Below are 21,414 nucleotides of genomic sequence, written 5' to 3'. Positions count from 1 at the left end.
GCCTTACACAGCCTGAGCGAGTTTCTCGGCACGCTCTGCTGCAGCGAGAGCCTCAATAACGGATGACAGGGTATCGCCCAGAAGAACGCCATTGTAGGTACCGTTGAAGCCAACGCGGTGGTCGGTTACGCGGTCCTGTGGCTGGTTATATGTACGGATCTTCTCGGAACGTGCGCCATGACCAATCTGGGAAAGACGCTCTGCGCCCTGCTCAGCTTGCTGACGTTCAAGCTCCATCTCATAAAGACGGGCACGAAGCATCTGCATACAAACCTCGCGGTTCTGAATCTGAGAGCGCTGGTCCTGAGACTGAACAACGGTATTTGTTGGCAGGTGAGTAATACGAACTGCGGAATAGGTGGTGTTAACGCACTGACCACCAGGGCCGGATGCGCAGTACGTATCAATGCGCAGGTCTTCCTGGTTGATCTGAATATCAATCTCGTCAGCCTCTGGGAGAACTGCAACGGTTGCGGTAGAGGTCTGAATGCGGCCCTGAGACTCAGTCTTAGGAACGCGCTGAACACGGTGAACACCGGATTCATACTTCATAACTGAATAGACCTTATCGCCTGTGACCTTGAACTCAATGGTCTTGAAGCCGCCTGCCTCAGAAGGAGAGCTGGACAGAATCTCTGTCTTCCAACCACGAGCCTCAGCAAAGCGCTCATACATTTTGAAGAGGTCGCCTGCAAAGATTGCCGCCTCATCGCCGCCAACACCAGCGCGAATCTCGACGATAGTGTCCTTCTCGTCATTTGGATCGCCTGGAATCAGCATGACCTTGATCTCATCCTCAAGCTGAGGGAGCATCTCTTCATTAGCAGCAATATCTTCCTGCAGCATCTCTTTTTCTTCTGGATCAGAAGTAGCGTTGAGAAGCTCTTTTGCAGCCTCGATGTCATCAAGGGCAGTGATGTACTTGTTAGCGTGAGCAACAAGATCTGCCTGATTAGAGTGCTCTTTTGCCACACGAGCATACTCTTTTGGATCAGAGACAACAGCTGGGTCTGCAAGCTTTTGCTCAAGTTCAGCATAGGCCTTGACGATTTTTTCTAGCTTGTCACGCATTCTTGCTCCTAAGATAAGTGCCTCGTGCGCGCTTGGCTCATTGACATGCGGCCAAACTGTTGCAAAGCTGCTTGCGAGGTGAGAATTCAACTAAAGAAGTGTACCACCACTAGGCGGTTTTTAAACCGATACCTCCCTATCTGCACAGGATGAGGGTACACAAGTTACATAATTGTGAGAAAATTACAGCAGGTTCATACGGTAATGAGGCGCTATGACTTCTAAGAACAAAACTTCACAACCAGATAACACGCCTGCTGCAAAGGACACCTCTTCTGATCAGAAGACCCTTGATGCCCAGGCTGCTGAGGCAGTTGACACTGCTGGCGAGAAGACCGACGAGCTTGAAGAGGTCACCGACCCTATTGCTGCCGATATGGCCGCTGCTGATGAAGACTACATCATGGAAATTGTCAGCCCCATCTTTCCTGGTCTAGACGAAGACGAGGCTGCTCTGGCTTCGGATGAGAGCTCTCCTGAAAACGACGCAGATAGCACAACTGACCTGGAGAAAATCGTAAACGATGCAGCTCTGACGCAGGACCTTTCTGCTGTAGAAGCTCGTCTCAAAGAGCTTGAAGAGAGCACTCACGAACACGCAGAGGCTGAAGCTGCTGAAGCTTCTGTCAAAAATGCTGCTAGCGCAGGTGATGCAACCTCTGACGATGACGCAACGTCTATAAAAGATGTTGCTGATACGTTCTCAAGCTATCTTCGCAGCAGGCGTCGTGCGCTGTTTAGGTTTGTACGCCGCTACAGCCTGCTTTCTGGCATTCTTGCGCTTTTAAGTCTTGCTCTTTTATCTGCAGTTATCGTGTTCTTTATTCGCGTGAGCAACGTTCCTTCAACTGATACTGTTATTGCTGATGCGCGCACACGCGTTGAGGCACCAGCCTGGACTCCTGGTAAATATGATGCTGATGAGTCCTTACTCCTTACGGGCATTGAAGTTGTTTCTCGCACAAGAAGTACCACGGCAATCTCAAGTGATGCTGCGCAGTTTGGTGCGACGGGCTACGCCAACTCTGTAGTACGCCTTACCTATACAGGCAATGCAATTGCTGCTACAAAGATGACCAAACTTGGATACGCAAATACCCAGGGCTGGAACGCCATTGGTGACGAAGAATCACAATCTGTTACCTACCAGGCAACTTCAGGTGTTTCCACTACAAAAGTCCTTGACGCTATTGGCGATGTGCTCGCAAAACTTGATGAGAAAAATCCTAACGAAGCTATTTCTTATGGCTCGCAGTTCTCTGGCGCAACCTTCACTGTTCTTGATGCGGGCTTTGACCGTGAACAGCAAACCTGCTGGGTAAGAATGTCGGGTGTTTCACCAACCTTCTTTGGTTCGCTCACCTGCGAAATTACCGCCTCATTTACCTTTGATGCTTCTACGGGCACCTGGGCATTGGACACAGCCAACCCCTCAGCAGGACTTAAGTACGACTACAGCGGGCTCGTAGGAACGTGGAAGGGTACCTTTGTCAGCTGCGAAGCAAGCAGCGGAAGCCCTTGCTATGCCGGTCGAACCAATCCTTTAACGTTGACCGTATCAGCTGCAGGTTTTTCTCGTGATCAGCTCGTGCTTACGGGAACCGCAGGGGGTGTTGTGCACAATCATGGAGCACTCAACACCTCGTATCGTTGGTATCCCGGTGATACTGAGTTCAAAAACGCTTCTGTCTCTCTTACAACTTCAGGAACTATCGGAGAACAAATCCAGGTTTCTGGAACGGTCGATGTAACCAATGCAAACCTGGATGCTCATTCTGCTTCTAATGCGGCTCTCGCCACACCTCAGAAGCCACAGTTGAAGGTCACTTTTGATAGTGCCAACAAAAGCGTTGTGGCTCAGCTTATTTCCACCCACACGGAAAACGGTCAGACAGTCACCTTTACTGATACGTATCAGCTCTCCAAAGAGTAAAAAATAATCCCGTCAGGCCAAGTCGTTCCTGACGGGATTTCTATCATCAAATTACGAGAAGTGCGAAAGCTTGTTACTAAGCCTCGTCTTCGTTTGTATCTGTGGCTTCTTCGTTGTTCTTCTTGCCCTTATGCATACGGCCACGAACAATTCCTACAATTGTAGGGATAATTGAAACGGCAACAATACCCACAATCAGCAGCTCAAAGTGCTCTTGAACTACAGGAATGCCGCCAAAGAAATAGCCGAGAAGTACAAACATCGTGGACCAGGTAAGACCGCCCAGAATGTTAAAAATACCAAAGTTACGCCAGTGCATACCGCCCATACCCGCAATAAAAGGCACAAACGTGCGGATAAAGGGGAAGAAGCGGCCTAAGAAAATTGCCAGATGACCGTGCTTGTCCAGGAATTTCTGGGTCTTCTCAAGATGCTCTGGGGTAAGTGCCTTGATCTTTCCGGAAGCAATAATTTTTTGACCAAAGAAATGGCCAATCATGAAGTTCATCTGATCGCCAAGAATTGCAGCAGCCCACGTAATAACAAGTAGTAAAACAATATTAAAACCACCGTTGTGGGCAAAAAATCCCGCTGCAAAAAGCAGAGAATCACCTGGTAAAAATGGGAAAAAGACTACACCAGTCTCAATAAAAACAATCAGAAAAACAAAACCGTACGCAGCAAAAGGGCCAGTGGCAATCATTGAAGCAATAAATGCGCGAGGATCTCTAAGCAATTCAATGATGTAGTTTACAAAACCCATCGATGTCCAATCGTCGTGACAAATGTCGCGGCAAGCAAAGTCAACGCCTAAGAAAAGCGCATTGAGTGGGAACGGATGCCCGCGAGTGACCCCTTATGGCTGCTGTCTCCCGACCCTGACCAGGTTCGAGGTGTCACGTCATCCGCACCCGCTCAATGCGCTGTAGATACTCTACCTTATTAGAGAAATCTTTGCACAGATCGTATCGCTTCTATGCATTTTTTGACGAATTTTTTTCAATTGCTTTGATGATCTTCTCGACGTTCTTTTTTCCTCTTGAGATACCTACATGCAAAATCCCAGCTATAGGAACAGATATGACGAGAAGAACTATGCCGCCCACGAGCACAGCCGTTGCCATGGAACTTGTAGAAAGACTCCCGTACACACTGAGATATATAAGCCATGCTCCAATTGCGATACCAGAATAAGCTGCTCTTCTATAAACGCTTAGCGTTCCAAGAGCTTTTGTTTGCATACGAGCCTCGACAACCAAAGGGTTATCCTCGTGTGAATGAGAAGCTGCTCCTACATAGTTTTTCTTGCTCATAAAAACTCTCAATCAAAAGTGGCATCGCCGTATGACGATGCCACTTTATTACGTTTGTCTTTTCTGCGCCAGACAGGATTTTGCGCAAAAAATTAGTAAGACAGACCTGGGTTGAAGACGCCAATAACAACGCCAACAAGTGCTACAACAACAAGAATAAGCATAACAACTGTTGGGCTGAGCTTCTTCTTAGTCATCAACCACCAGCAAAGGTATACAAACAGAAGGTTCAATACCTTAGGGAAGATGCCATTAAGCGTTGTCTGAATGTCAACACCAGCAATATTCAGAGAAGTTGTGACGTTAATCCATGTAGCAGCAACAGAGCCAATGACCATAGTACCAATCATAACAATGGAGCTACGGAGAGCCTCGGACTCAGGACCAACAAGTGCCTCAACAGCAGAAGAACCCAGGCTATAGCCCTGGTCGTAAGCAAACTTCATGCCGAAGTACATAATGAGGTTCCAGACCACAACATAGAACAGTGGGCCAAGAACGGAACCGCCCTTAGAAAGGCCAAGTGCAATTCCAAGAAGAATTGGAATAAAAGTACCAACGATAATGGAGTCACCAAGACCAGCAAGAGGGCCCATAAGACCAGCGCGAAGGCCATTGATGGTCTCGTCGTCGATTGCCTCACCGTTTGCACGAGCCTCTTCAAGAGAAGCGGTCAAGCCAACAACCATAGAACCAATCTGTGGCTCGGTGTTAAAGAAGGTTGTATAGGTAGAAAGTGCCTCAACCTTTTGGTCATCAGTATCGTAAAGCTCGTCAACGATTGGAAGCATGGATGCAAGGTAACCAAATGTCTGCATGTGCTCCTGAGAGAAGCAGGTAAGATTGCCGTAAATCCAGCTCAAGAAAGACTTATTACGTGCTTTCTGAGAAATGGTTTTCTTTTCAGCCATGATTAAATATCCTCCTCTTCTTCATCGTCTGCGCTTACATTGCCTGATGTTGCAGCAGCCAAACGAACATTCTTTGCCTGCTGAAGCTGATAGTTAAGAACAGCAAAGAAGACTGCTACGACTGCAGAGACAATGAGGTTCAGGCCAAGTGCGCCAGCAAGGATAAAGCCAAAGGCAAAAGTTACCCAATCAAGAGGCTTAGTAATAACCTGCTTGCACAAAATTGCAACACCAACGGTAGGAAGAAGGGTACCAACGGTGAAGAGGGTCATCATTGGGATACCGTTCATAGGAAGGTATTCCTTCATGATGCCAACCATGCTCTCGCCAGCCATGCAAATGAAGAATGTTGGAATGAACGAGAAAAGAATGTGAGAAACCCAAGGGAATACAAAGTCAACCATTGGAATGGTCTTCTTAATACGACCCCACTCTTTGCTCTCCATTGCACGCCAGCCAATACCCTGCCATACAAGGTTCATGGTAGCGGTGCCGTAGAACAAGACGGTACCAAGAGTACCAACAGCTGCGCCAATAGCAGCTGCCTGAGATGCAGCCTCAACAGAGCTTGGATCAAGACCATAAGCCTTGATTGCAAGAATTGCTAGAGGAATACCAATGTAGGAAACTGCACGAACGTCAGCGGAAACAGTTCCGCCAGGTGTTACGAGTGCAATGTAGACCAACTGGATTGCTGCACCAACAATAATGCCAGTCTGGACGTCGCCAAGAATGACACCAACGACAAGACCTGCAACAAGTGGACGACCGAGGGTATAGTTACCTACGGTAGTACCAGCCATGCCAGGTAGTGACGCAAGGCATGCAAACAAACCCAAAAGGGCAGCTTGAAACGCATTAATTGCCATAAAAATCGCCTTCCGAATACTACTTTACGTCAAACTTCTCGCGGAATTTAGGCCACTCACCAATTGCCTTTTCTTTAAGAAGAGCAAATTGAACGGTATAACCAGCTTTGGTTATATCCTCAAATGCCTGTCCCTCTTCTTGAGTAAAGGACTGGTTGTTGCCCAGCTTTACCGCACCAGGACGGTCATTACCAGGACCGATAATGACCGTGTTAATTCCTGGCTTAAAACCAAAGTCAACAAGAATTTTCTTCATGTCAACTGGGTTTTTAGTAATAAGAAAATAACGAGAATCGCTGTCTAGAACCTTCTGAGCGCTCTCTTTGAAGTGATCAAATGTCCAAACAAATACTTTCTTGTCAGGTGCTGCTGACTTGTAAGCAGACTTAAGGACAGGATTTGATGCAGCCGCATCATTAACTGCAATGATTCCGTCACAAGGAACCTCAAGGGCCCAACGAGTGACTGTCTGACCATGAATCATGCGGTCATCAACACGAACAAATGAAATCATGTTTTCTCCTAACATATTTCTTACGCAAGCAGCTACGCGTACTTGCAGTAATTACTAAAGGTCTTCCTCGTCATCGTCTTCAAGAGCTAAGACGATCTGATTAACGCCATTTTTTCCTTCGTTCAGGATTGATGACACAAGAGCCTCACCACTTAGGCCATCATCGATAGCCATCAAAGCACCAATTACCATGGGAAGATTGGCACCACTAAAAGCCACGGTATGGGAAAGCAGGCCTTTTTTGGCGAGAAGATCAAGTGCATTAGTAAGTGGAGAACCACCGATAATGTCACCAAGAACAACAACCTCGTCGTCAGCAGTAAGTGGCTCAAGAATTTTTGACAAATTCTCTCTATATTCAGCTGCTCCCACGCCATCTTCCATGCTGTAGCTCAAGATGTTTTCTCTGGGTCCCATCAGCATGTCCATTACGCTATGCAGACCTGGTGCAAACGTTCCATGACTTACGAGCAAAAGGTACTTCATTACTGCTCCATTCCAGACATCACCACTGTGGCTGTACTTCGCCTGTATTAACAGCCGTACTACGCCAATACAAAATTTCCAGCCTGTTATGTAAATTGCTATGCATCAAAACTTACATTCCAAGCCAAGTGTCACTTGCCTAGCCGTTATAACACAAAGGTATACATGCGCTATTGGCATTCGCAAATTTTTAATATTCTTGATGTATTATTTTTTTAAATTTTATTTAAATAATTCAATTGATTCAGTTTCTTTTAGATGAACAGGCGTTCTAACAGCATAAATAAATATGCAGAAATTTTTTGCATATATGAACATAAAAGTAGCAATATTGCATATATTAGATAAAGAAATGTCCGCTCAGCACTCCTCGAAATACATTTCTAAAAGTAAGAAAGAAGGCCATACAAGATGACCTTCTTAACATGAAATAAAAAATAATTTTATGTTATGTAACGTGTTATGTTCTGTTTCTGCGATAGAAATCAACAAGAGACTGAGTGGAGGCGTCTTGTTTTGCTAGTTCTTCGTCGTTATGAATTGCAGGGAAAATCTGCTTTGCAAGCTGTTTACCAAGCTCTACGCCCCACTGATCAAAGGAATCAATGCCCCACACAACACCTTCAACAAAGGTAATGTGCTCGTAGAGTGCAATAAGCGTACCGATAGCACGAGGATTAAGCTCTTTTCCAAAGATAGAAGTAGTTGGCCTATTTCCTTCAAAGACGCGTGCAGAAACCATCCACTCTGGTGTTCCCTCAGCACGGACCTCATCAGCAGTCTTACCAAAAGCAAGCGCTTTAGTCTGCGCAAAGAAATTGGAGAGGAAGAGTTCATGGACGTCTAGGTCTGCATCTTTGGTGGCAAAGGCAGTATTTACAAACGCAATAAAGTCAGCAGGAATAATCTGGGTTCCCTGATGGATAAGCTGGTAGAACGCATGTTGACCATTAGTTCCAGCCTCTCCCCAGAAGATTTCGCCTGTCTTTGAAGTAACCGCCGTACCATCCCAACGAGTAGACTTACCGTTGGATTCCATGGTGAGCTGCTGGAGATATGCAGGGAATCTATGCAGGTACTGACTATATGGAAGAACGGCGTGAGATGCTGCACCAAAGAAATTAACGTACCAAACGTTTAAGAGACCCATGAGAGCAACAACATTTTGCCTCAATGGAGTGTTCTTGAAGTATTCATCAACTGTATTAAAGCCACTGAGGAATTCTGCAAAGCGCTGTGGACCAAAAACGATAGCCAGCACAAGACCAACTGCAGAATCAACCGAATAACGGCCGCCAACCCAGTTCCAGAAACCAAAGGCATTCTCTGGGTCAATGCCAAAGTCTTCTACCAGATCAAGTGCAGTGGAGACAGCAACAAAATGCTTGCGAATAGCCTCTGCATTCTGAGAATCAGAGCCATCAATAACGCCCTGCTCAGCAAGCTTTTCCAAAAGCCATGTGCGAGCACAACGGGCATTGGTAAGAGTCTCAAGCGTAGTAAAGGTCTTGGAAACAATAACGAAGAGTGTTGTTTCTGGATCAAGATCCTCGGTTTTCTCGCCAAGGTCAACAGGGTCAATGTTGGAGACAAAGCGAGCAGTAATACCAGCGTCTGCAAAAGGCTTTAGGGCCTCGTAGACCATAACAGGACCAAGGTCAGAGCCGCCAATACCAATGCTTACAACCGTCTTGATAGGCTTGCCAGAAACGCCCTTCCACTCTCCCGAGCGAACTCGATCGCAGAAGGCATACATCTTGTTCAGCGTCTGATGAACGTCAGCGACAACGTCTTGACCATCAACAATAAGCGTGCCAGCCTCAGATGCGGGACGACGAAGTGCTGTATGAAGAACTGCTCGGTCTTCAGTAGTATTGATGTGCATGCCGGCATACATAGCGTCTCTACGCTCTTCAAGCTTAACCTCTTTAGCAAGGTCACACAGAAGATTAAGTGTCTCTTGCGTGGCAAGGTTTTTAGAAAGATCAATATGGAACTGATCTAGCTCAAACGTAAGATTCTGGACACGCTGAGGGTCTTCTGCAAACCAGTTCTTCAGCGTAGCTTTTGTATCTTTTAAGCTGGCGTAATGCTCTGCAAGGGCGCGCCAAGCCTTAGTCTGTGTTGCGTCAGTAGGCAAAATATGTGGTGCTGTAGGTGATGCCATACCAGTCTCCTTCTTTTGACTATCTCAAGGATAATCTTCGCAACGCTCATGAAACGCCACAATGTCGTTTTTCGTAAAAAATACGACAAATCGTTACTAATAAGGTTCTCCCAAAGGTGGGACTTGTTTAATAGCCGCCCAGCGTAACTGCTTCTGACGAGGGTCCTCGAGCGCTCCGGCAAAGTTATCAAGATTTACCATGCGCATTCCACACACACGAACAAGAACACGGGGCGAGAAGGTCTTCTCGGCGTCAGTTGTAAGCTGACCAAGCTCATCTGCGTATGCCTCACGCACTGATGTAACTGCTGCGTCATTTACCATGAGCACTGTGTCTGGGCTAAAAGCACTTATCGCCTGCCTGACAAGCTGGGGATTTATAGGATCTCCTGTTTTTGTGGTGGTAAGCAAGGTGGCCCATGCCTCAGGCGCATAGCCTAAATGCTCTAAAGAAGCTTTAAGTGCAGAAAGTTCAGCCTCTTCAAAGTCTTCCTGGCCTTTTACCAATAAAACCGATGCAAAAGCATTGCCTGCCATACACACCCCCTGAGCAGCAAAATCTCCAAACTCATGCGTTGTTTTTGCCATGTAGGCTTCTTTTCGCATAGATCTTTCGCTTGGCATACGCACCTCTTTCTTATATGCCAACTATGCACGTAATTCACAATTTGAGCAAGTCTACAAAGTTATGTGTATACACTTCCCTAATTTGGGGATAAGTTTGCTAGCAATAAAAAGTTAATGGCTTTATAGCCGTATGTAACTGGAGGTTCGTTATGGCACAGCAGCTCACTACTGCAGAGTTCAATTCTGTCCTTGCTAACGCAGACAAGCCTGTCCTCGTTGATTTCTGGGCATCCTGGTGTGGTCCTTGCCGCGCTCTTGGCCCAGTCGTTGAGGAAGTTGGCAATGAGATGGCAGACAAGCTTGACGTCTACAAGGTAAATGTTGACGACGAGGCTGATCTTGCAACTCGTTTCCGCATCGTTTCTATCCCTACCCTCATCCTTTTCAAGAATGGTGAGCCTGTTCACACCATGGTTGGCAACCTTCCTAAGGCTGACCTCGTTTCTGAGCTTAACGCTAACCTGTAAGTTCTTGTGTGTCACGCGCTTGCGCTGGCTTATCATTGAACTAAGCGGCGGTACGTCTATCGGCGTGCCGCCTTTTTGTTACAAGGAGAACTAATGGCCGATAAAAGCCTTGATGCTCAAAAGACAGGACTTTTAACAGGAGTTCGCAAGCGCCTTTTTCTACAGCGTCTGCGTTCTAGCCTTTCTACCATTATTCTGCTTGTCTCATCAGCAATTTTTATTTTTCTGTTGATTGACGTTTCTGAAGGCGACGTCATTGGCATTGATCACTTTGCCTACAGGCTCTTTGTTGTTCACCTGAGAACTCCCCTTCTTACAGAGGTTATGGAAGGGTTCTCTGGACTTGCAAGCCCCGTCACCGTTATTGTCATGCTTATTGTGGTTGCTGCTTTTGCACCAGGGCCAAGTGTCGGCAGGCTTGCCTTTATTAATCTGGGTGGCGTTGTTGTTGTAGACCTTATCTTTAAGGCGATTGTCCAACGTCCACGCCCGGATGGCTTTAGACTGGTTGTTGAAACTGGCTACAGCTTCCCGTCGGGCCACTCGATGTTCTCGATGGCTTTTTATGGCCTACTCATTTGGCTTGTCTGGCATTACGAGAAAGACAAGCTACAGCGTTGGATTTGGTGTGGCCTGTTCTCAGGTGTCATCATTATGATTGGCGTCAGTAGAATTTATCTGGGTGTCCACTACGCTACCGACGTCATTGGTGGTTTCTCACTTGCCCTTGTATGGCTCGTGCTTTTTACCAAGCTGATGATTCCATCGCTTATTTACAAGAAGAAAGTACCTCAAGCGAAGACAGACTAATAATCTCTGCGCTGACTACCTGGGCTGTTTCTTCATCAACAATAATGCGTCCCATAGTTGCGCCCTCGCGACCACGCGGGTAGGTAGGGCTTCCTGGATTCATTACAAGCGTATTGGTCCACTCGTCACGCTGTACAAAAGGCTTGTGCGTGTGACCGCAGATAGCAATATTGCATTTGACTAGGTCAAGCCTCTCGCGATAATGACATACCTGCCACTTGAGACCAGCTGCAAAGAAAATAATCTTTTTCTTTACCATGGGACCATAGTTGTAGCAGAAGTCATTATTGCCCAGGCAAAGCTTAACGGGAGCAATCTTCTGCAGTGTCTGATAATCGGCGTTGGAGGTAATGTCTCCTGCATGCACAATGTAGTTGGCGCCTTGCAGAGCTTCAAGCAACTCAGATGACAAATACCCATGCGTATCTGAAATTACGTCAAACCTTACTAGTGCCATACCAAACTCCTACGTGCGCTTTTTGCTGCTGGCGAGAAACCCTTTGAGTTTCTACAGTCCCAGTGCCCGCTTGAGTGCAACCACACGACGGCGTGAAACCGAAATGTGACGCTCCTCAAATCCCTGAATAGTCAACTGTAGGATACCAGCAGAGATAACCTCAACATCGTCAACATACTCAAGATTCACGATAAAGCTACGATGAATGCGGAAGAATCCGTGTGGAGCAAGGCGCTCTTCAAGTTTTTGCAGAGAAATAGTAGACAAGAAGCGATCGTCTTCTGTGTAGATGCAAGAGTAATCGTCTTTTGCCTCAATAAAGCGAATCTGATCAATAGGAACAAGAACCTTGCTTCCGCTCTTAATGACAGGAATACGCTCAATGGTTGCCATAGGAGACTGAGGACGAAGGCGCTCCTCAACCTTATCAAGAGCCTGCTCAAGGCGCTCGGTCTCAACGGGCTTCATCAGGTAATCTACCGCGTTAACGCCAAATGCATCCAGCGCGTACTCGCTATATGCGGTGACAAACACAATCTGGGGAGGATTCTTCAGCTTGTGAAGAGCCTCTGCAAGCTGCATTCCATTTGTCTTAGGCATGGAGATGTCGAGGAACAAGACCTCAACGCGAGACTCCATGAGTTTCTCGACAGCATCCCTTGCACTTGTGGCTTCAATGATTTCCTCGAGACGTCCGGTCTCCTCAAGCAAGAACTTGAGTTCAGAACGGGCTGGAGCCTCGTCATCAACAATCATGACGCGCATGTCATTCACTCCCAACGGCCTAACGCAGCGTTAAGCAAAAACCGATACTATTTTATGCTGTTGCCTGCAGTGCCGCACCTGCAAGCTTGAGTGTCACGCACGTACCCTGCCCTGGTTTAGACATGATTTCCATGCCAGAGCCAACGGCGTAGAAGCGCTCAACTCGCTCAGCTACGTTCTTAATGGCAATACCTGTGCCCCTATTTCTCCCCGAAGAATCCTGCGGGGTAGGACCTTGACCATTAAGTAAGCGAGAAACAGTCTCTTCATCCATTCCAAGACCATCATCAGCAACAGATATAAGAATATCATCATCATCGCGTGTGACGTGGATGTCAATATGGAGGGCGCCTTCATCTTTCATAGCGTGTCTCACGGCATTCTCGACAATAGGCTGAATCAAAAAAGACGGTACCTGAATATCTTCGCATCCCTCATCGACATGCTCAGACTCTTGAATACGTTCTTCTCCAAAACGCGCCTTCTCAATTGTCAAATACCTGCGCGTTTGTGTCAATTCCTGAGAAAGCGGAATGAGCGCACCTTGAGAGCTCTCAAGCGTACGGCGATAAAACACAGAGAACTCGCGAAGCAGGTCTCGCGCCTTATTGGGGTTTGTACGCGTAAGAGATGCAATGGTATTGAGCGTGTTGAACAAGAAATGCGGATTAATCTGTGCCTGCAAGGCCTTAACCTCGGCCCGAGCGGTTAGCTCTGCCTGGCGATCAAGCTCATACGAGGAAAGCTGTGTGGAGAGAAGTTCGCCCAGTCCTTCAGCAATTGCCAACTGCGTACGATCAATTTCAATGCCACGACGATAATAGAGTTTAATTGTGCCAACCGTGCGATCTTGAACAATAAGCGGAACAATAATGCCAAAAGAGCTGCCGCCATTACCAAAGCCACCTCGTCTTTGCAGCACCTGCTGACGGCTATCTACCGAGACAAACGTCTCCATGCGGCCGCTTTCCAGAACCTCAGTTGCAGGGCCAACTACCTTTGAACCAGGCATATGGGTGGTTGCAATGTCTCCTTCAAAACCCAATACATACTCTGTATCAGTAATAGAGATAGCAGCAGCAGAGGTTTCTGAAAGCAATAACGTGCAGATGGTTGGCGCTGTTTCTTGTGACAATCCACCGCGTAAGGTCTTGAGCGTCTTAGAGGCAACCTCAAGTGTTCGCTCTGTTGCTTGAGACCTGGCGTGCTCATTACCAGGCTGGGTAGTGCCACCAAGAACAATGACCGTGGCAAGTCCTCCGCCCGCAACAAGAGCGGCAAACAGGTTGTCTGCCATGACGCTCCAGGAAAGCAAGCCCAGCAATACACAGGCAAGAATAATCAGGACTATCCTGGTTGATCTATGTATGTACTGAGCAAGTCTTTGCATGGCTGTCTAGTTCTCGACTGGTTCTGCAGCAGAATCCTCAGAAGCAAGCTGCTGCGGCAAAGGCGAATGCTTAAGCGCACGAGCCAAAGGAGCTCCTAGCACATAGAGAACAACAGCCTCTCCGAGTCCTGTGGTGATAAAACCAAACAAGAACATAAGAGGATACGATCCATCAAGTTCAATGGTGGTAAATGGAATTGTGTAGAATCCCAATCCCTGAAGCAAAATGGGAAGATATGCAGACACAATAACGGCATTTGCAAGCACTGGCCCCAGAAGCGCAAGCGGTACGTTCTTCCTGTTCTTCCAGGTAAACCATGCACCAAGAGCAGTTGCCAGAGAACCAAAGACTACGTCTAACAATCCCAAAGCTCCTGTGCCAGAAATGACCATATTTGCAAGGTTGGCAATAACGCAGCCAAGCGTCAGTCCTGGAATTGCGTCAGCGGTAAAGAGCGCAATAACCACAACCGCCTCAGAAATGCGGAACTGCACAGGACCCCAAGCAAGACCGCCCAAGAAAAGAAGAGCCGCAAGTGTAAGCGCTGCATAAAGGGCAGCAATAATACCAATACGTGCAAGGCGCTGAGCGCGCTGTTTTGTTGCATAAGCTGAAGAAACCTGTGGCAAAACAATCCCCTTGTTAACTCTAAAAATTTAGTTCATGATACGACGAAATGTATATATGAGCAAATGAGCAGCGCAGACATACATTTAGTAATGCAGGTGCATTCCTGGATAGACCATCTCACGAGCATGCTTTTGATATGCGGCAACAGCCTCTTCCTCAAAAGCAAGAGGAGTGTCTTCCTCGCCTGCCATATCCAAAATCCAGCGTGTGAGATAAGGATTCAAAGGAAGGAGAGGACCAATCAGCCAGGTGGCAATAGCGTTCTTGCGACGGAAACCTTCCAGCTTGCTTTCTTTATTGATGCCAAAACCTACCTTATTTTTAAGGAAGTAGCAGTTAGAATTATCTCCCTCGGTGAGCGTGAACTGCATCTTAAAGCCAACGACAACAAAAGGCTCTTTGCCATTGCCAGGATCAAACTCTCCCACCTGGACATCGTGGAAGCGCTGGGGCATATAGCGAGTGGTCGTAAACTTGAAGAGGCCCAGAGCCTCAATTTCAGAGCCGTCAGGATTAACGATTTTCTCGCCAAAAAGCTCTGAAGCGTTGCCCGCAAACAGCATAGGAACGCCCTGATCAGCCAGCTCAGCAAGCCTGTCCTTGTAAGGCATAAGGCGAGAAATAATAAGCTCTTGCTGGGCTTCTGTCATGCCACCCATGATGATTGCTGATGGCGTATGCTCCACAAAGTAAGGCGTTGCGGCGTGAGAGGTGTACACAAAGTTCTCTTTTGGAAGGCAGACCTCCAGGTAGAGAGCATTTCCGTTGTCTCCACCCTGGTTACCGTACTCTGGGTAAAGAATCTCAATCTTAGTTGCTGGATTACTCATGGGAGGCCTCCATCTGTTTCAAGCGCTCAATGATACGGTTTCTGCTGATGTCGGCAATGCCACCGTTGTAGAGGCCGTGTGCATAGAAAACGTGCTGGCAAGCGTTAAGGTCAACCAGGTCAGCGGTCTCTTCAGGAGAGCTTGCTACAAAGGTTTTAGCTGGATCAATACCGGCAAGTCTCAGCCTAAGCTGCAGGTCAAGTGAAGTGTCTCCATAAATAATGACCTGCTTAACGCTTGGATCTTGCAAGAACTCAAAGTCTGTCTGGTAGTACCAGCCAATATACTCTGTCTGGTCTTTTGCTTTTGCCATGTACGCATCAGCAATCATGATGATAATTGCCTTATCACCTGGCTGTTTGCGAAGGATATCGATGGTGACTGAGGTTGCCGTGTCATTCTCGCCCTTAGAAGCCATGCTAATAAGACGACGACCGTTGTAGTCAATCTCGTTATACCTGGAGGAAGCAATATTAACGCGCTGCAAAGACGCGGCGATAGTTGCAGGCGCAAGACCCATCTCACGCGCGGTTACGATAGCTACAAACAGGTTGTAGAGGTTGACGATAGAGTAGCTGTTGAGCTTGTACTCATATGTTGGTGCACCCTCGTGGCAGTGCTCCTTGACCACAAATTTGCCAGTCTCTGGCTCTACTGAGATAACCTCGTAATCAGGAGTTGGATTGGTATAGCCGCACTCCTCACAAGTTGCGTGGCCAAGATGCCTAAGGTGTGCATAATCCCACTTGAGCTTGCCACCGCATTTGGGGCAGGCGGTAAGATCTGAAACAATGCCCACTGGCTCTGCGGTGTCTTCTGCCAGCCTTGCAATGGAGTAATACGTACGATGAGTGCACTGAGGAGCAAGTCTGCAGCTAATCATGTCATCTGCGTTCAAAATTAGATGAGTTGAAGCAGGAATGCCCTTATCCATAACGTCAAACACGTAGTCTGGCGTTGCGCTACGAGAGAACGTATCGCGGAACAAATTGGTAACAGACAAAATATCAGGCTGCAGATACGGGAAAATGCGAGGTCCAGAGAGCTCGTCAAACTCCATAACCGCAAGCTTAGTCTTTGACGTACCCTTCCACGTGGCGTTCTTTGCAAACGAGCTTGCAAAGCCGCTGGAAATATTGCCGCCAACGCGGTTGGTAACGGTCCGGTAGCCATTATCGGCGAGAAGATCGTTGAGCAAGTTATTGGTAGTTGTCTTACCGTTTGTACCGGTAATAAAGACAATCTGCTCTGGCTTAGCAATGTCTCCCAAAAATGCAGGATCAATGCCTTCAGCAATAAAGCCTGGCAGCGTTCCGCCCTCATGGTTGGTCAATTTAAGTGCTGCAAGTGTTGCTTTAGCAGCGAGAAAAGCTACAGGAAATAGTCTGCTCTTTTTTTGTGCCACAGTAACTCCCATCGTGAGCAAAGTCTCTCTAGTTTATCACCTCGCGAGAAGGGCTTGAAGAACACAGAGCTTCTCGCCAAAAATGTCGCATAAAAAAGCCGAGCCAGGATGTCCTGGCTCGGCTGAAGCTACGTGAAAGTAAGTTTACCTTACTCCTCAGGCTGCTCCTTCTTCTCTGCAGCGTAAAGCTCGGAGAGGCGGACAAGGTGATCGTAGCGAGCCATTGCGGCTTCCTCGTTCTCCTTGAAGAGCTTCTCTGCGTGCTCTGGGAACTCGCGGGTGAGTCGGCTGTAACGAGCCTCGTTCATCAGGAACTCCTGGTAGCCACCCTTAGGTGCCTTGGAGTCAAGCGTGAACTTCTTACCTGCTGGTGCAGATGGGTTGAAGCGATAGAGGTTCCAGTAGCCAGTCTCGACTGCCTTCTTCATCTCCTCCTGTGCGTGAGCCATGCCGCCCTTGATGGAGTGCATCTCGCATGGGGAGTAACCGATGATGAGGGATGGTCCTGGATAAGCCTCTGCCTCAGCAATTGCCTTGAGAGTCTGCTGGAGGTTTGCGCCCATGGAGACCTGAGCAACATAGACGTAACCATAGGTCATTGCAATCTCGGCAAGGTTCTTCTGCTTGATGTCCTTACCAGCTGCAGCGAACTGTGCAACCTGGCCAAGACGGGAAGCCTTAGAAGACTGACCACCGGTGTTGGAGTAAACCTCAGTATCGAAGACAAAGACGTTGATATCCTCACCGGAAGCAAGGACGTGGTCAAGGCCACCGAAGCCGATGTCGTATGCCCAACCGTCGCCACCGAAGATCCAGAAGGACTTCTTGGTGAGGAAGCTCTTGTTAGCAAGGATTTCCTTAGCTGCTGCAAGATCAGATTTCTCAAGCTCAACTACGAAAGTCTTAGAAGCTTCCTTGGAGAGAGCTGCGTCGTTGACGGACTCAATCCATGCCTTAGCAGCATCCTTGAGGTCCTGAGATGCGCCATCCTCGTCGACAAGCTGCTGAGCAAGCTCCAGGAGACGCTTCTGCTGTGCCTGGTGACCAAGCATCAGACCCATACCGTGCTCTGCGTTGTCCTCGAAGAGGGAGTTGTTCCATGCTGGACCGTGACCATTTGCATCAGTAGTAAATGGTGAGCAGGAAGCTGGGTTACCCCAAATGGAGGAGCAACCAGTTGCGTTGGAGATGAACATACGATCGCCAAAGAGCTGAGTGACCAGGCGGCCGTAGCTGGTCTCAGCGCAGCCTGCGCAGGAACCGGAGAACTCAAGAAGAGGCTTCTTGAACTGAGATGCCTTGACGTTGTTAGCGACAAGCTCGGTCTTCTCGGAGACGTGGTTGACTGCGTAGTCAAAGATCTCCTGCTTGGACTCCTGCTCCTCGATTGGCTTCATGGTCAGAGCATCTGCAGGGCAGATGTAGACGCAGTTGGAGCAACCGGTGCAGTCGAGCTGAGAAATAGCAATCTCAAACTTGTAGCCCTTAGCCTTAGGACCAACGGCATCCTTGAACTGAGACTGTGCTGGTGCAGCAGCAACCTCTTCGTCGGTAAGGACGAATGGACGGATGACTGCGTGTGGGCAGACATAAGCGCACTGGTTACACTGGATGCACTTCTCGACGTTCCACTCAGGAACAACAACAGCAATGCCACGCTTCTCATAAGCAGCAGCACCAAGCTCGAACTGTCCATCAACGTGGTTCTTAAATGCGGAAACAGGCAGTGCGTCACCCTCCATACGAGAGACTGGAGTCATGATGTCGCGAACCTGCTTGAGCAGAGCCTCGCGGCCCTCAAGGGTGATTGTGCTTGGAGCATCCTCTGCAGTAGCCCAATCAGCAGGAATCTCAATCTTAGTAAATGCAGTAGCGCCAGCGTCGATTGCCTTGTGGTTCATATCGACGACGTTCTGGCCCTTCTTCAGGTAAGAATGAGTTGCAGCGTCCTTCATGTACTGAAGTGCGTCTGCCTCTGGGAGAACCTTTGCAAGAGCAAAGAATGCAGACTGAAGAATGGTGTTGGTGCGCTTGCCCATACCAATTTCCTTGGCAAGGTCAATTGCGTTGATCAGATAAACGTTGATGTTGTTCTTAGCAATGTAGCGCTTTGCCTCTGCTGGCAGGTGGTGTGCAAACTCCTCTGCATCCCACTGGCAGTTGACCAGGAAGGTACCGCCAGGCTTGACGTCGCGGACCATCTTGTAGCCCTTGATGATGTATGCAGGAACGTGGCATGCAACAAAGTCTGCCTTAGTGACATAGTAAGGAGAACGGATCTTGTGATCACCGAAGCGCAGGTGGCTGATGGTGATACCGCCGGTCTTCTTGGAGTCATACTGGAAGTATGCCTGAACATATTTATCGGTGTGGTCACCAATAATCTTAATGGAGTTCTTGTTAGCACCAACGGTACCGTCGCCGCCGATACCCCAGAACTTGCACTCAATGGTGCCCTCAGCTGCAGTGTTAGGAGCCTCAGGATCCTCTGGGAGAGACAGGTTGGTAACGTCATCGACAATACCAACAGTGAACTCACGCTGAGGAGCATCCTTCTTGAGCTCCTCGAAGATTGCGAATGCGGATGATGGTGGGGTGTCCTTGGAACCAAGGCCGTAACGACCGCCAACAACCTTAATGCCTGTACGACCAGCCTCATAGAGGGAAGAAACAACGTCTTCGTAGAGAGGCTCACCAACGGAACCCGGCTCCTTGGTGCGGTCGAGAACAGCAATCTTCTTGACGGACTCAGGAAGAACGTCAACAAAGTGCTTTACAGAGAATGGACGATAGAGACGGACCTTAACCAGACCGACCTTCTCGCCATGAGCGTTCAGGTAATCGATAACCTCTTCGAGGGTATCGCAGAAGGAACCCATGCAGATAACAACGCGGTCAGCGTCTTCTGCACCGTAGTAATTGAACAGACCGTAGTCAGTACCGAGCTTAGCGTTGATCTGGTTCATGTAGTCTTCAACAACTGCTGGCAGCTGGTTATAAACCTCGTTGCATGCCTCACGATGCTGGAAGAAGATATCGCCGTTCTCATGGGAACCACGGCTTGATGGGTGCTCTGGATTCAGTGCGTGATCGCGGAATGCCTGAACAGCATCCATATCACACATCTCAGCCAGATCAGCGTAATCCCAAACAGCAACCTTCTGAATCTCGTGAGAAGTACGGAAGCCGTCGAAGAAGTTAACAAATGGAACCTTGCCCTTGATTGCTGCAAGGTGAGCAACAGGAGCCAGATCCATAACCTCCTGGACGTTGCCTTCTGCGAGAAGTGCAAAGCCAGTCTGGCGAGCGGACATAACGTCAGAGTGATCGCCAAAGATGTTCAGTGCATGGGTTGCAACGGTACGTGCGCTGACGTGGAAAACACCAGGAAGCTGCTCGCCGGCAATCTTGTACATGTTTGGAAGCATGAGCAAGAGGCCCTGAGAAGCGGTGTAAGTAGTGGTCAGAGCGCCTGAACCAAGAGAACCGTGAACAGCACCAGCTGCGCCAGCCTCGGACTGCATCTCGACAACCTTGACGGTTGTACCAAAGATGTTCTTTACACCCTGGGCTGACCACTGGTCAACATAGTCTGCCATTGGACTTGATGGGGTAATTGGGTAAATGCCCGCTACCTCGGTAAACGCATACGACACGTAAGCCGCGGCGTTGTTACCGTCCATGGACTTAAACTTTCTTGCCATTTCCTCTCCTTGCCTAATCTGTGATTTCTCACAGTATGCGTCTGTGCGATCCAAAATAAAGCTGTAGACCCTGGGTTACTACGGAAACAAGTTTCATAGTTCGGCCGGCAGCGGTCGCATAATGCTTTTATTATTGCGCAAAAAAACAATGAAACAAATCAGAAATACAAGCTGACAAATACCTATTTTCAGGTAGGAATTTCTACCTGCGGAATTACAAAATAAACATAACACTAAAGTGCAAGTTTTTTGTAAATCGACAAAATATTCAAGTACACAAGAAGCCATCTGTCTGAAAAACAGACAGATTTTTACGTAGGCGCTCAACGTGCGACAGCTTCATCGTGCGTTGCGCACCCTTTGCTGGATGAGCCTTAAATATCGCACTTATCTGATTACTTGGCCGCTTTGATCTCGCAAAGTTTCTTGTAACCAAATAAGAAACGCTCTCCTATCTCACCTTGAGCATCAGAAGCACATACGATTCCATGTTCATCTGAAGTAAGGAAAGCTTCATCAAATTCGGCGGTTCCATCAAATACCTGGGCAATAACGTCTGGATTAAACTCTGTTGGCTCATGAAGAGTCTGTGCCAGGTCTAACACTAAACTTGTGACTCCCGATCGAACGCTTTCTTCCGAGACACCCGCAATAAGCTTTCCGTCTTTTACCAGCCAAAGCACCTCTGGTGCACAATGAGTTTGCTGCTCTTCTCGCTGTGAAATTCTTGCGCGTCCCGCAAGAGACAGAACAGAACGCTCTTCCAAAGACTGGTAAGGTCCAACAGTCATAGCAGCCTGTCCATTGCTTTCAAGCAAAATCATAAGAACGCCATCTGGAAACTCTTGTGACCCTTCTTTAAGCGTTCCCTCAATATGCTGCTTAGCCCAAGCAATCAAGTGCGGAGAAACCTCTTTTTGCGCAACAACTCGCTTGCTCAGCGCACGTAAGTGCCTGTTATCAAGAGGGAGGACACCTCCAGCCAGTCTCCAACGACAAACAAGTTCTGGATTATCAAGCTCAAACTTCTGAGCTGCTTCTAACTCTTCCTGATCCACAGTATC

General features: G+C 48.0%; 20 protein-coding genes and 1 other RNA gene. 3 read left to right on the top strand and 18 right to left on the bottom strand.

All coding sequences use genetic code 11. The features are described from left to right. Positions 1-3 precede the first annotated feature (3 nt). Positions 4-1,071 (bottom strand): peptide chain release factor 1, encoded by a 1,068-nt coding sequence (gene prfA / locus HMPREF1493_RS01370; protein ID WP_035427209.1) that lies wholly within the window; start codon positions 1,069-1,071, stop codon positions 4-6. Positions 1,072-1,285: 214 nt separating this feature from the next. Here prfA and HMPREF1493_RS01365 point away from each other — a divergent pair, with 214 nt between their 5' ends. Beyond that, on the top strand, positions 1,286-3,004 hold the full coding sequence (locus tag HMPREF1493_RS01365; RefSeq protein WP_051485207.1) for a hypothetical protein: 1,719 nt from the start codon (positions 1,286-1,288) through the stop codon (positions 3,002-3,004). 76 nt (positions 3,005-3,080) lie between these two features. Here HMPREF1493_RS01365 and HMPREF1493_RS01360 read toward each other — a convergent pair whose 3' ends face one another. From HMPREF1493_RS01360 to HMPREF1493_RS01325, 9 genes are all read right to left on the bottom strand, one after another. Continuing rightward, entirely contained in the window at positions 3,081-3,767 is a 687-nt protein-coding gene (locus tag HMPREF1493_RS01360; RefSeq protein WP_035427208.1) for a VTT domain-containing protein, read from the bottom strand. Positions 3,768-3,826: 59 nt separating this feature from the next. Next, positions 3,827-3,922, bottom strand: an RNA gene (gene ffs, locus HMPREF1493_RS06940) — signal recognition particle sRNA small type. 56 nt (positions 3,923-3,978) lie between these two features. Next, the gene (locus HMPREF1493_RS01355; RefSeq protein WP_035427206.1) at positions 3,979-4,317 is read right to left on the bottom strand and encodes a hypothetical protein; all 339 of its coding nucleotides are present in this window, start codon (positions 4,315-4,317) and stop codon (positions 3,979-3,981) included. Between the two features lie 92 nt (positions 4,318-4,409). Then, entirely contained in the window at positions 4,410-5,228 is an 819-nt protein-coding gene (locus HMPREF1493_RS01350) for a PTS system mannose/fructose/sorbose family transporter subunit IID (protein ID WP_035427204.1), read from the bottom strand. A gap of 2 nt (positions 5,229-5,230) precedes the next feature. Next, complete coding sequence (locus HMPREF1493_RS01345) at positions 5,231-6,097, bottom strand: PTS mannose/fructose/sorbose/N-acetylgalactosamine transporter subunit IIC (protein ID WP_035427203.1); 867 nt, start codon at positions 6,095-6,097, stop codon at positions 5,231-5,233. A 19-nt stretch (positions 6,098-6,116) separates the two neighbouring features. Continuing rightward, on the bottom strand, positions 6,117-6,611 hold the full coding sequence (locus HMPREF1493_RS01340; RefSeq protein WP_035427201.1) for a PTS sugar transporter subunit IIB: 495 nt from the start codon (positions 6,609-6,611) through the stop codon (positions 6,117-6,119). A 54-nt stretch (positions 6,612-6,665) separates the two neighbouring features. Beyond that, positions 6,666-7,097 (bottom strand): PTS sugar transporter subunit IIA, encoded by a 432-nt coding sequence (locus HMPREF1493_RS01335; protein ID WP_035427200.1) that lies wholly within the window; start codon positions 7,095-7,097, stop codon positions 6,666-6,668. A 460-nt stretch (positions 7,098-7,557) separates the two neighbouring features. Then, positions 7,558-9,264: a glucose-6-phosphate isomerase gene (gene pgi, locus HMPREF1493_RS01330; protein WP_035427198.1), complete on the bottom strand. Its 1,707-nt coding sequence runs from the start codon at positions 9,262-9,264 to the stop codon at positions 7,558-7,560. A 96-nt stretch (positions 9,265-9,360) separates the two neighbouring features. After that, positions 9,361-9,852 (bottom strand): hypothetical protein, encoded by a 492-nt coding sequence (locus HMPREF1493_RS01325; protein WP_232215482.1) that lies wholly within the window; start codon positions 9,850-9,852, stop codon positions 9,361-9,363. 188 nt (positions 9,853-10,040) lie between these two features. On the opposite strand from HMPREF1493_RS01325, the gene trxA reads away from it, so the two are divergent. Both trxA and HMPREF1493_RS01315 read left to right on the top strand, forming a co-directional pair. Then, positions 10,041-10,358, top strand: a complete 318-nt coding sequence (gene trxA, locus HMPREF1493_RS01320) for a thioredoxin (protein WP_035427195.1) — start codon at positions 10,041-10,043, stop codon at positions 10,356-10,358. A 93-nt stretch (positions 10,359-10,451) separates the two neighbouring features. Further along, entirely contained in the window at positions 10,452-11,168 is a 717-nt protein-coding gene (locus HMPREF1493_RS01315) for a phosphatase PAP2 family protein (protein WP_035427193.1), read from the top strand. On the opposite strand, the gene HMPREF1493_RS01310 is transcribed toward HMPREF1493_RS01315, so the two are convergent. From HMPREF1493_RS01310 to HMPREF1493_RS01275, 8 genes are all read right to left on the bottom strand, one after another. Beyond that, positions 11,128-11,625: a metallophosphoesterase family protein gene (locus HMPREF1493_RS01310; protein ID WP_035427191.1), complete on the bottom strand. Its 498-nt coding sequence runs from the start codon at positions 11,623-11,625 to the stop codon at positions 11,128-11,130. The two genes, HMPREF1493_RS01315 and HMPREF1493_RS01310, sit on opposite strands and share 41 nt — an antisense overlap. Before the next feature lie 51 nt (positions 11,626-11,676). After that, positions 11,677-12,390 carry a LytR/AlgR family response regulator transcription factor gene (locus HMPREF1493_RS01305; protein WP_035427190.1) on the bottom strand — a complete coding sequence of 238 codons (714 nt, stop codon included), beginning with the start codon at positions 12,388-12,390 and terminating at the stop codon, positions 11,677-11,679. A 52-nt stretch (positions 12,391-12,442) separates the two neighbouring features. Beyond that, entirely contained in the window at positions 12,443-13,780 is a 1,338-nt protein-coding gene (locus HMPREF1493_RS01300; protein WP_035427189.1) for a GAF domain-containing sensor histidine kinase, read from the bottom strand. Between the two features lie 6 nt (positions 13,781-13,786). Then, on the bottom strand, positions 13,787-14,410 hold the full coding sequence (locus HMPREF1493_RS01295; protein ID WP_051479406.1) for a QueT transporter family protein: 624 nt from the start codon (positions 14,408-14,410) through the stop codon (positions 13,787-13,789). 84 nt (positions 14,411-14,494) lie between these two features. Then, positions 14,495-15,241, bottom strand: a complete 747-nt coding sequence (locus HMPREF1493_RS01290; protein WP_035427188.1) for a glutamine amidotransferase — start codon at positions 15,239-15,241, stop codon at positions 14,495-14,497. Next, the gene (locus HMPREF1493_RS01285; RefSeq protein WP_084058273.1) at positions 15,234-16,646 is read right to left on the bottom strand and encodes a MurT ligase domain-containing protein; all 1,413 of its coding nucleotides are present in this window, start codon (positions 16,644-16,646) and stop codon (positions 15,234-15,236) included. Before HMPREF1493_RS01285 ends, HMPREF1493_RS01290 begins: the two co-directional genes overlap by 8 nt. A gap of 149 nt (positions 16,647-16,795) precedes the next feature. Next, positions 16,796-20,350, bottom strand: coding sequence for a pyruvate:ferredoxin (flavodoxin) oxidoreductase (gene nifJ / locus HMPREF1493_RS01280; RefSeq protein WP_035427186.1), 3,555 nt, complete (start codon positions 20,348-20,350; stop codon positions 16,796-16,798). 395 nt (positions 20,351-20,745) lie between these two features. Further along, positions 20,746-21,408: an aminotransferase class IV gene (locus HMPREF1493_RS01275; RefSeq protein ID WP_035427185.1), complete on the bottom strand. Its 663-nt coding sequence runs from the start codon at positions 21,406-21,408 to the stop codon at positions 20,746-20,748. Between the last annotated feature and the right edge of the window lie 6 nt (positions 21,409-21,414).

The sequence above is a fragment of the Atopobium sp. ICM42b genome (assembly GCA_000564995.1).
Taxonomy (GTDB): Bacteria; Actinomycetota; Coriobacteriia; order Coriobacteriales; family Atopobiaceae; genus Lancefieldella.
The sequence above is the reverse complement of the archived record's forward strand: the minus strand, read 5'-3'. Positions and strand labels throughout refer to the sequence as shown.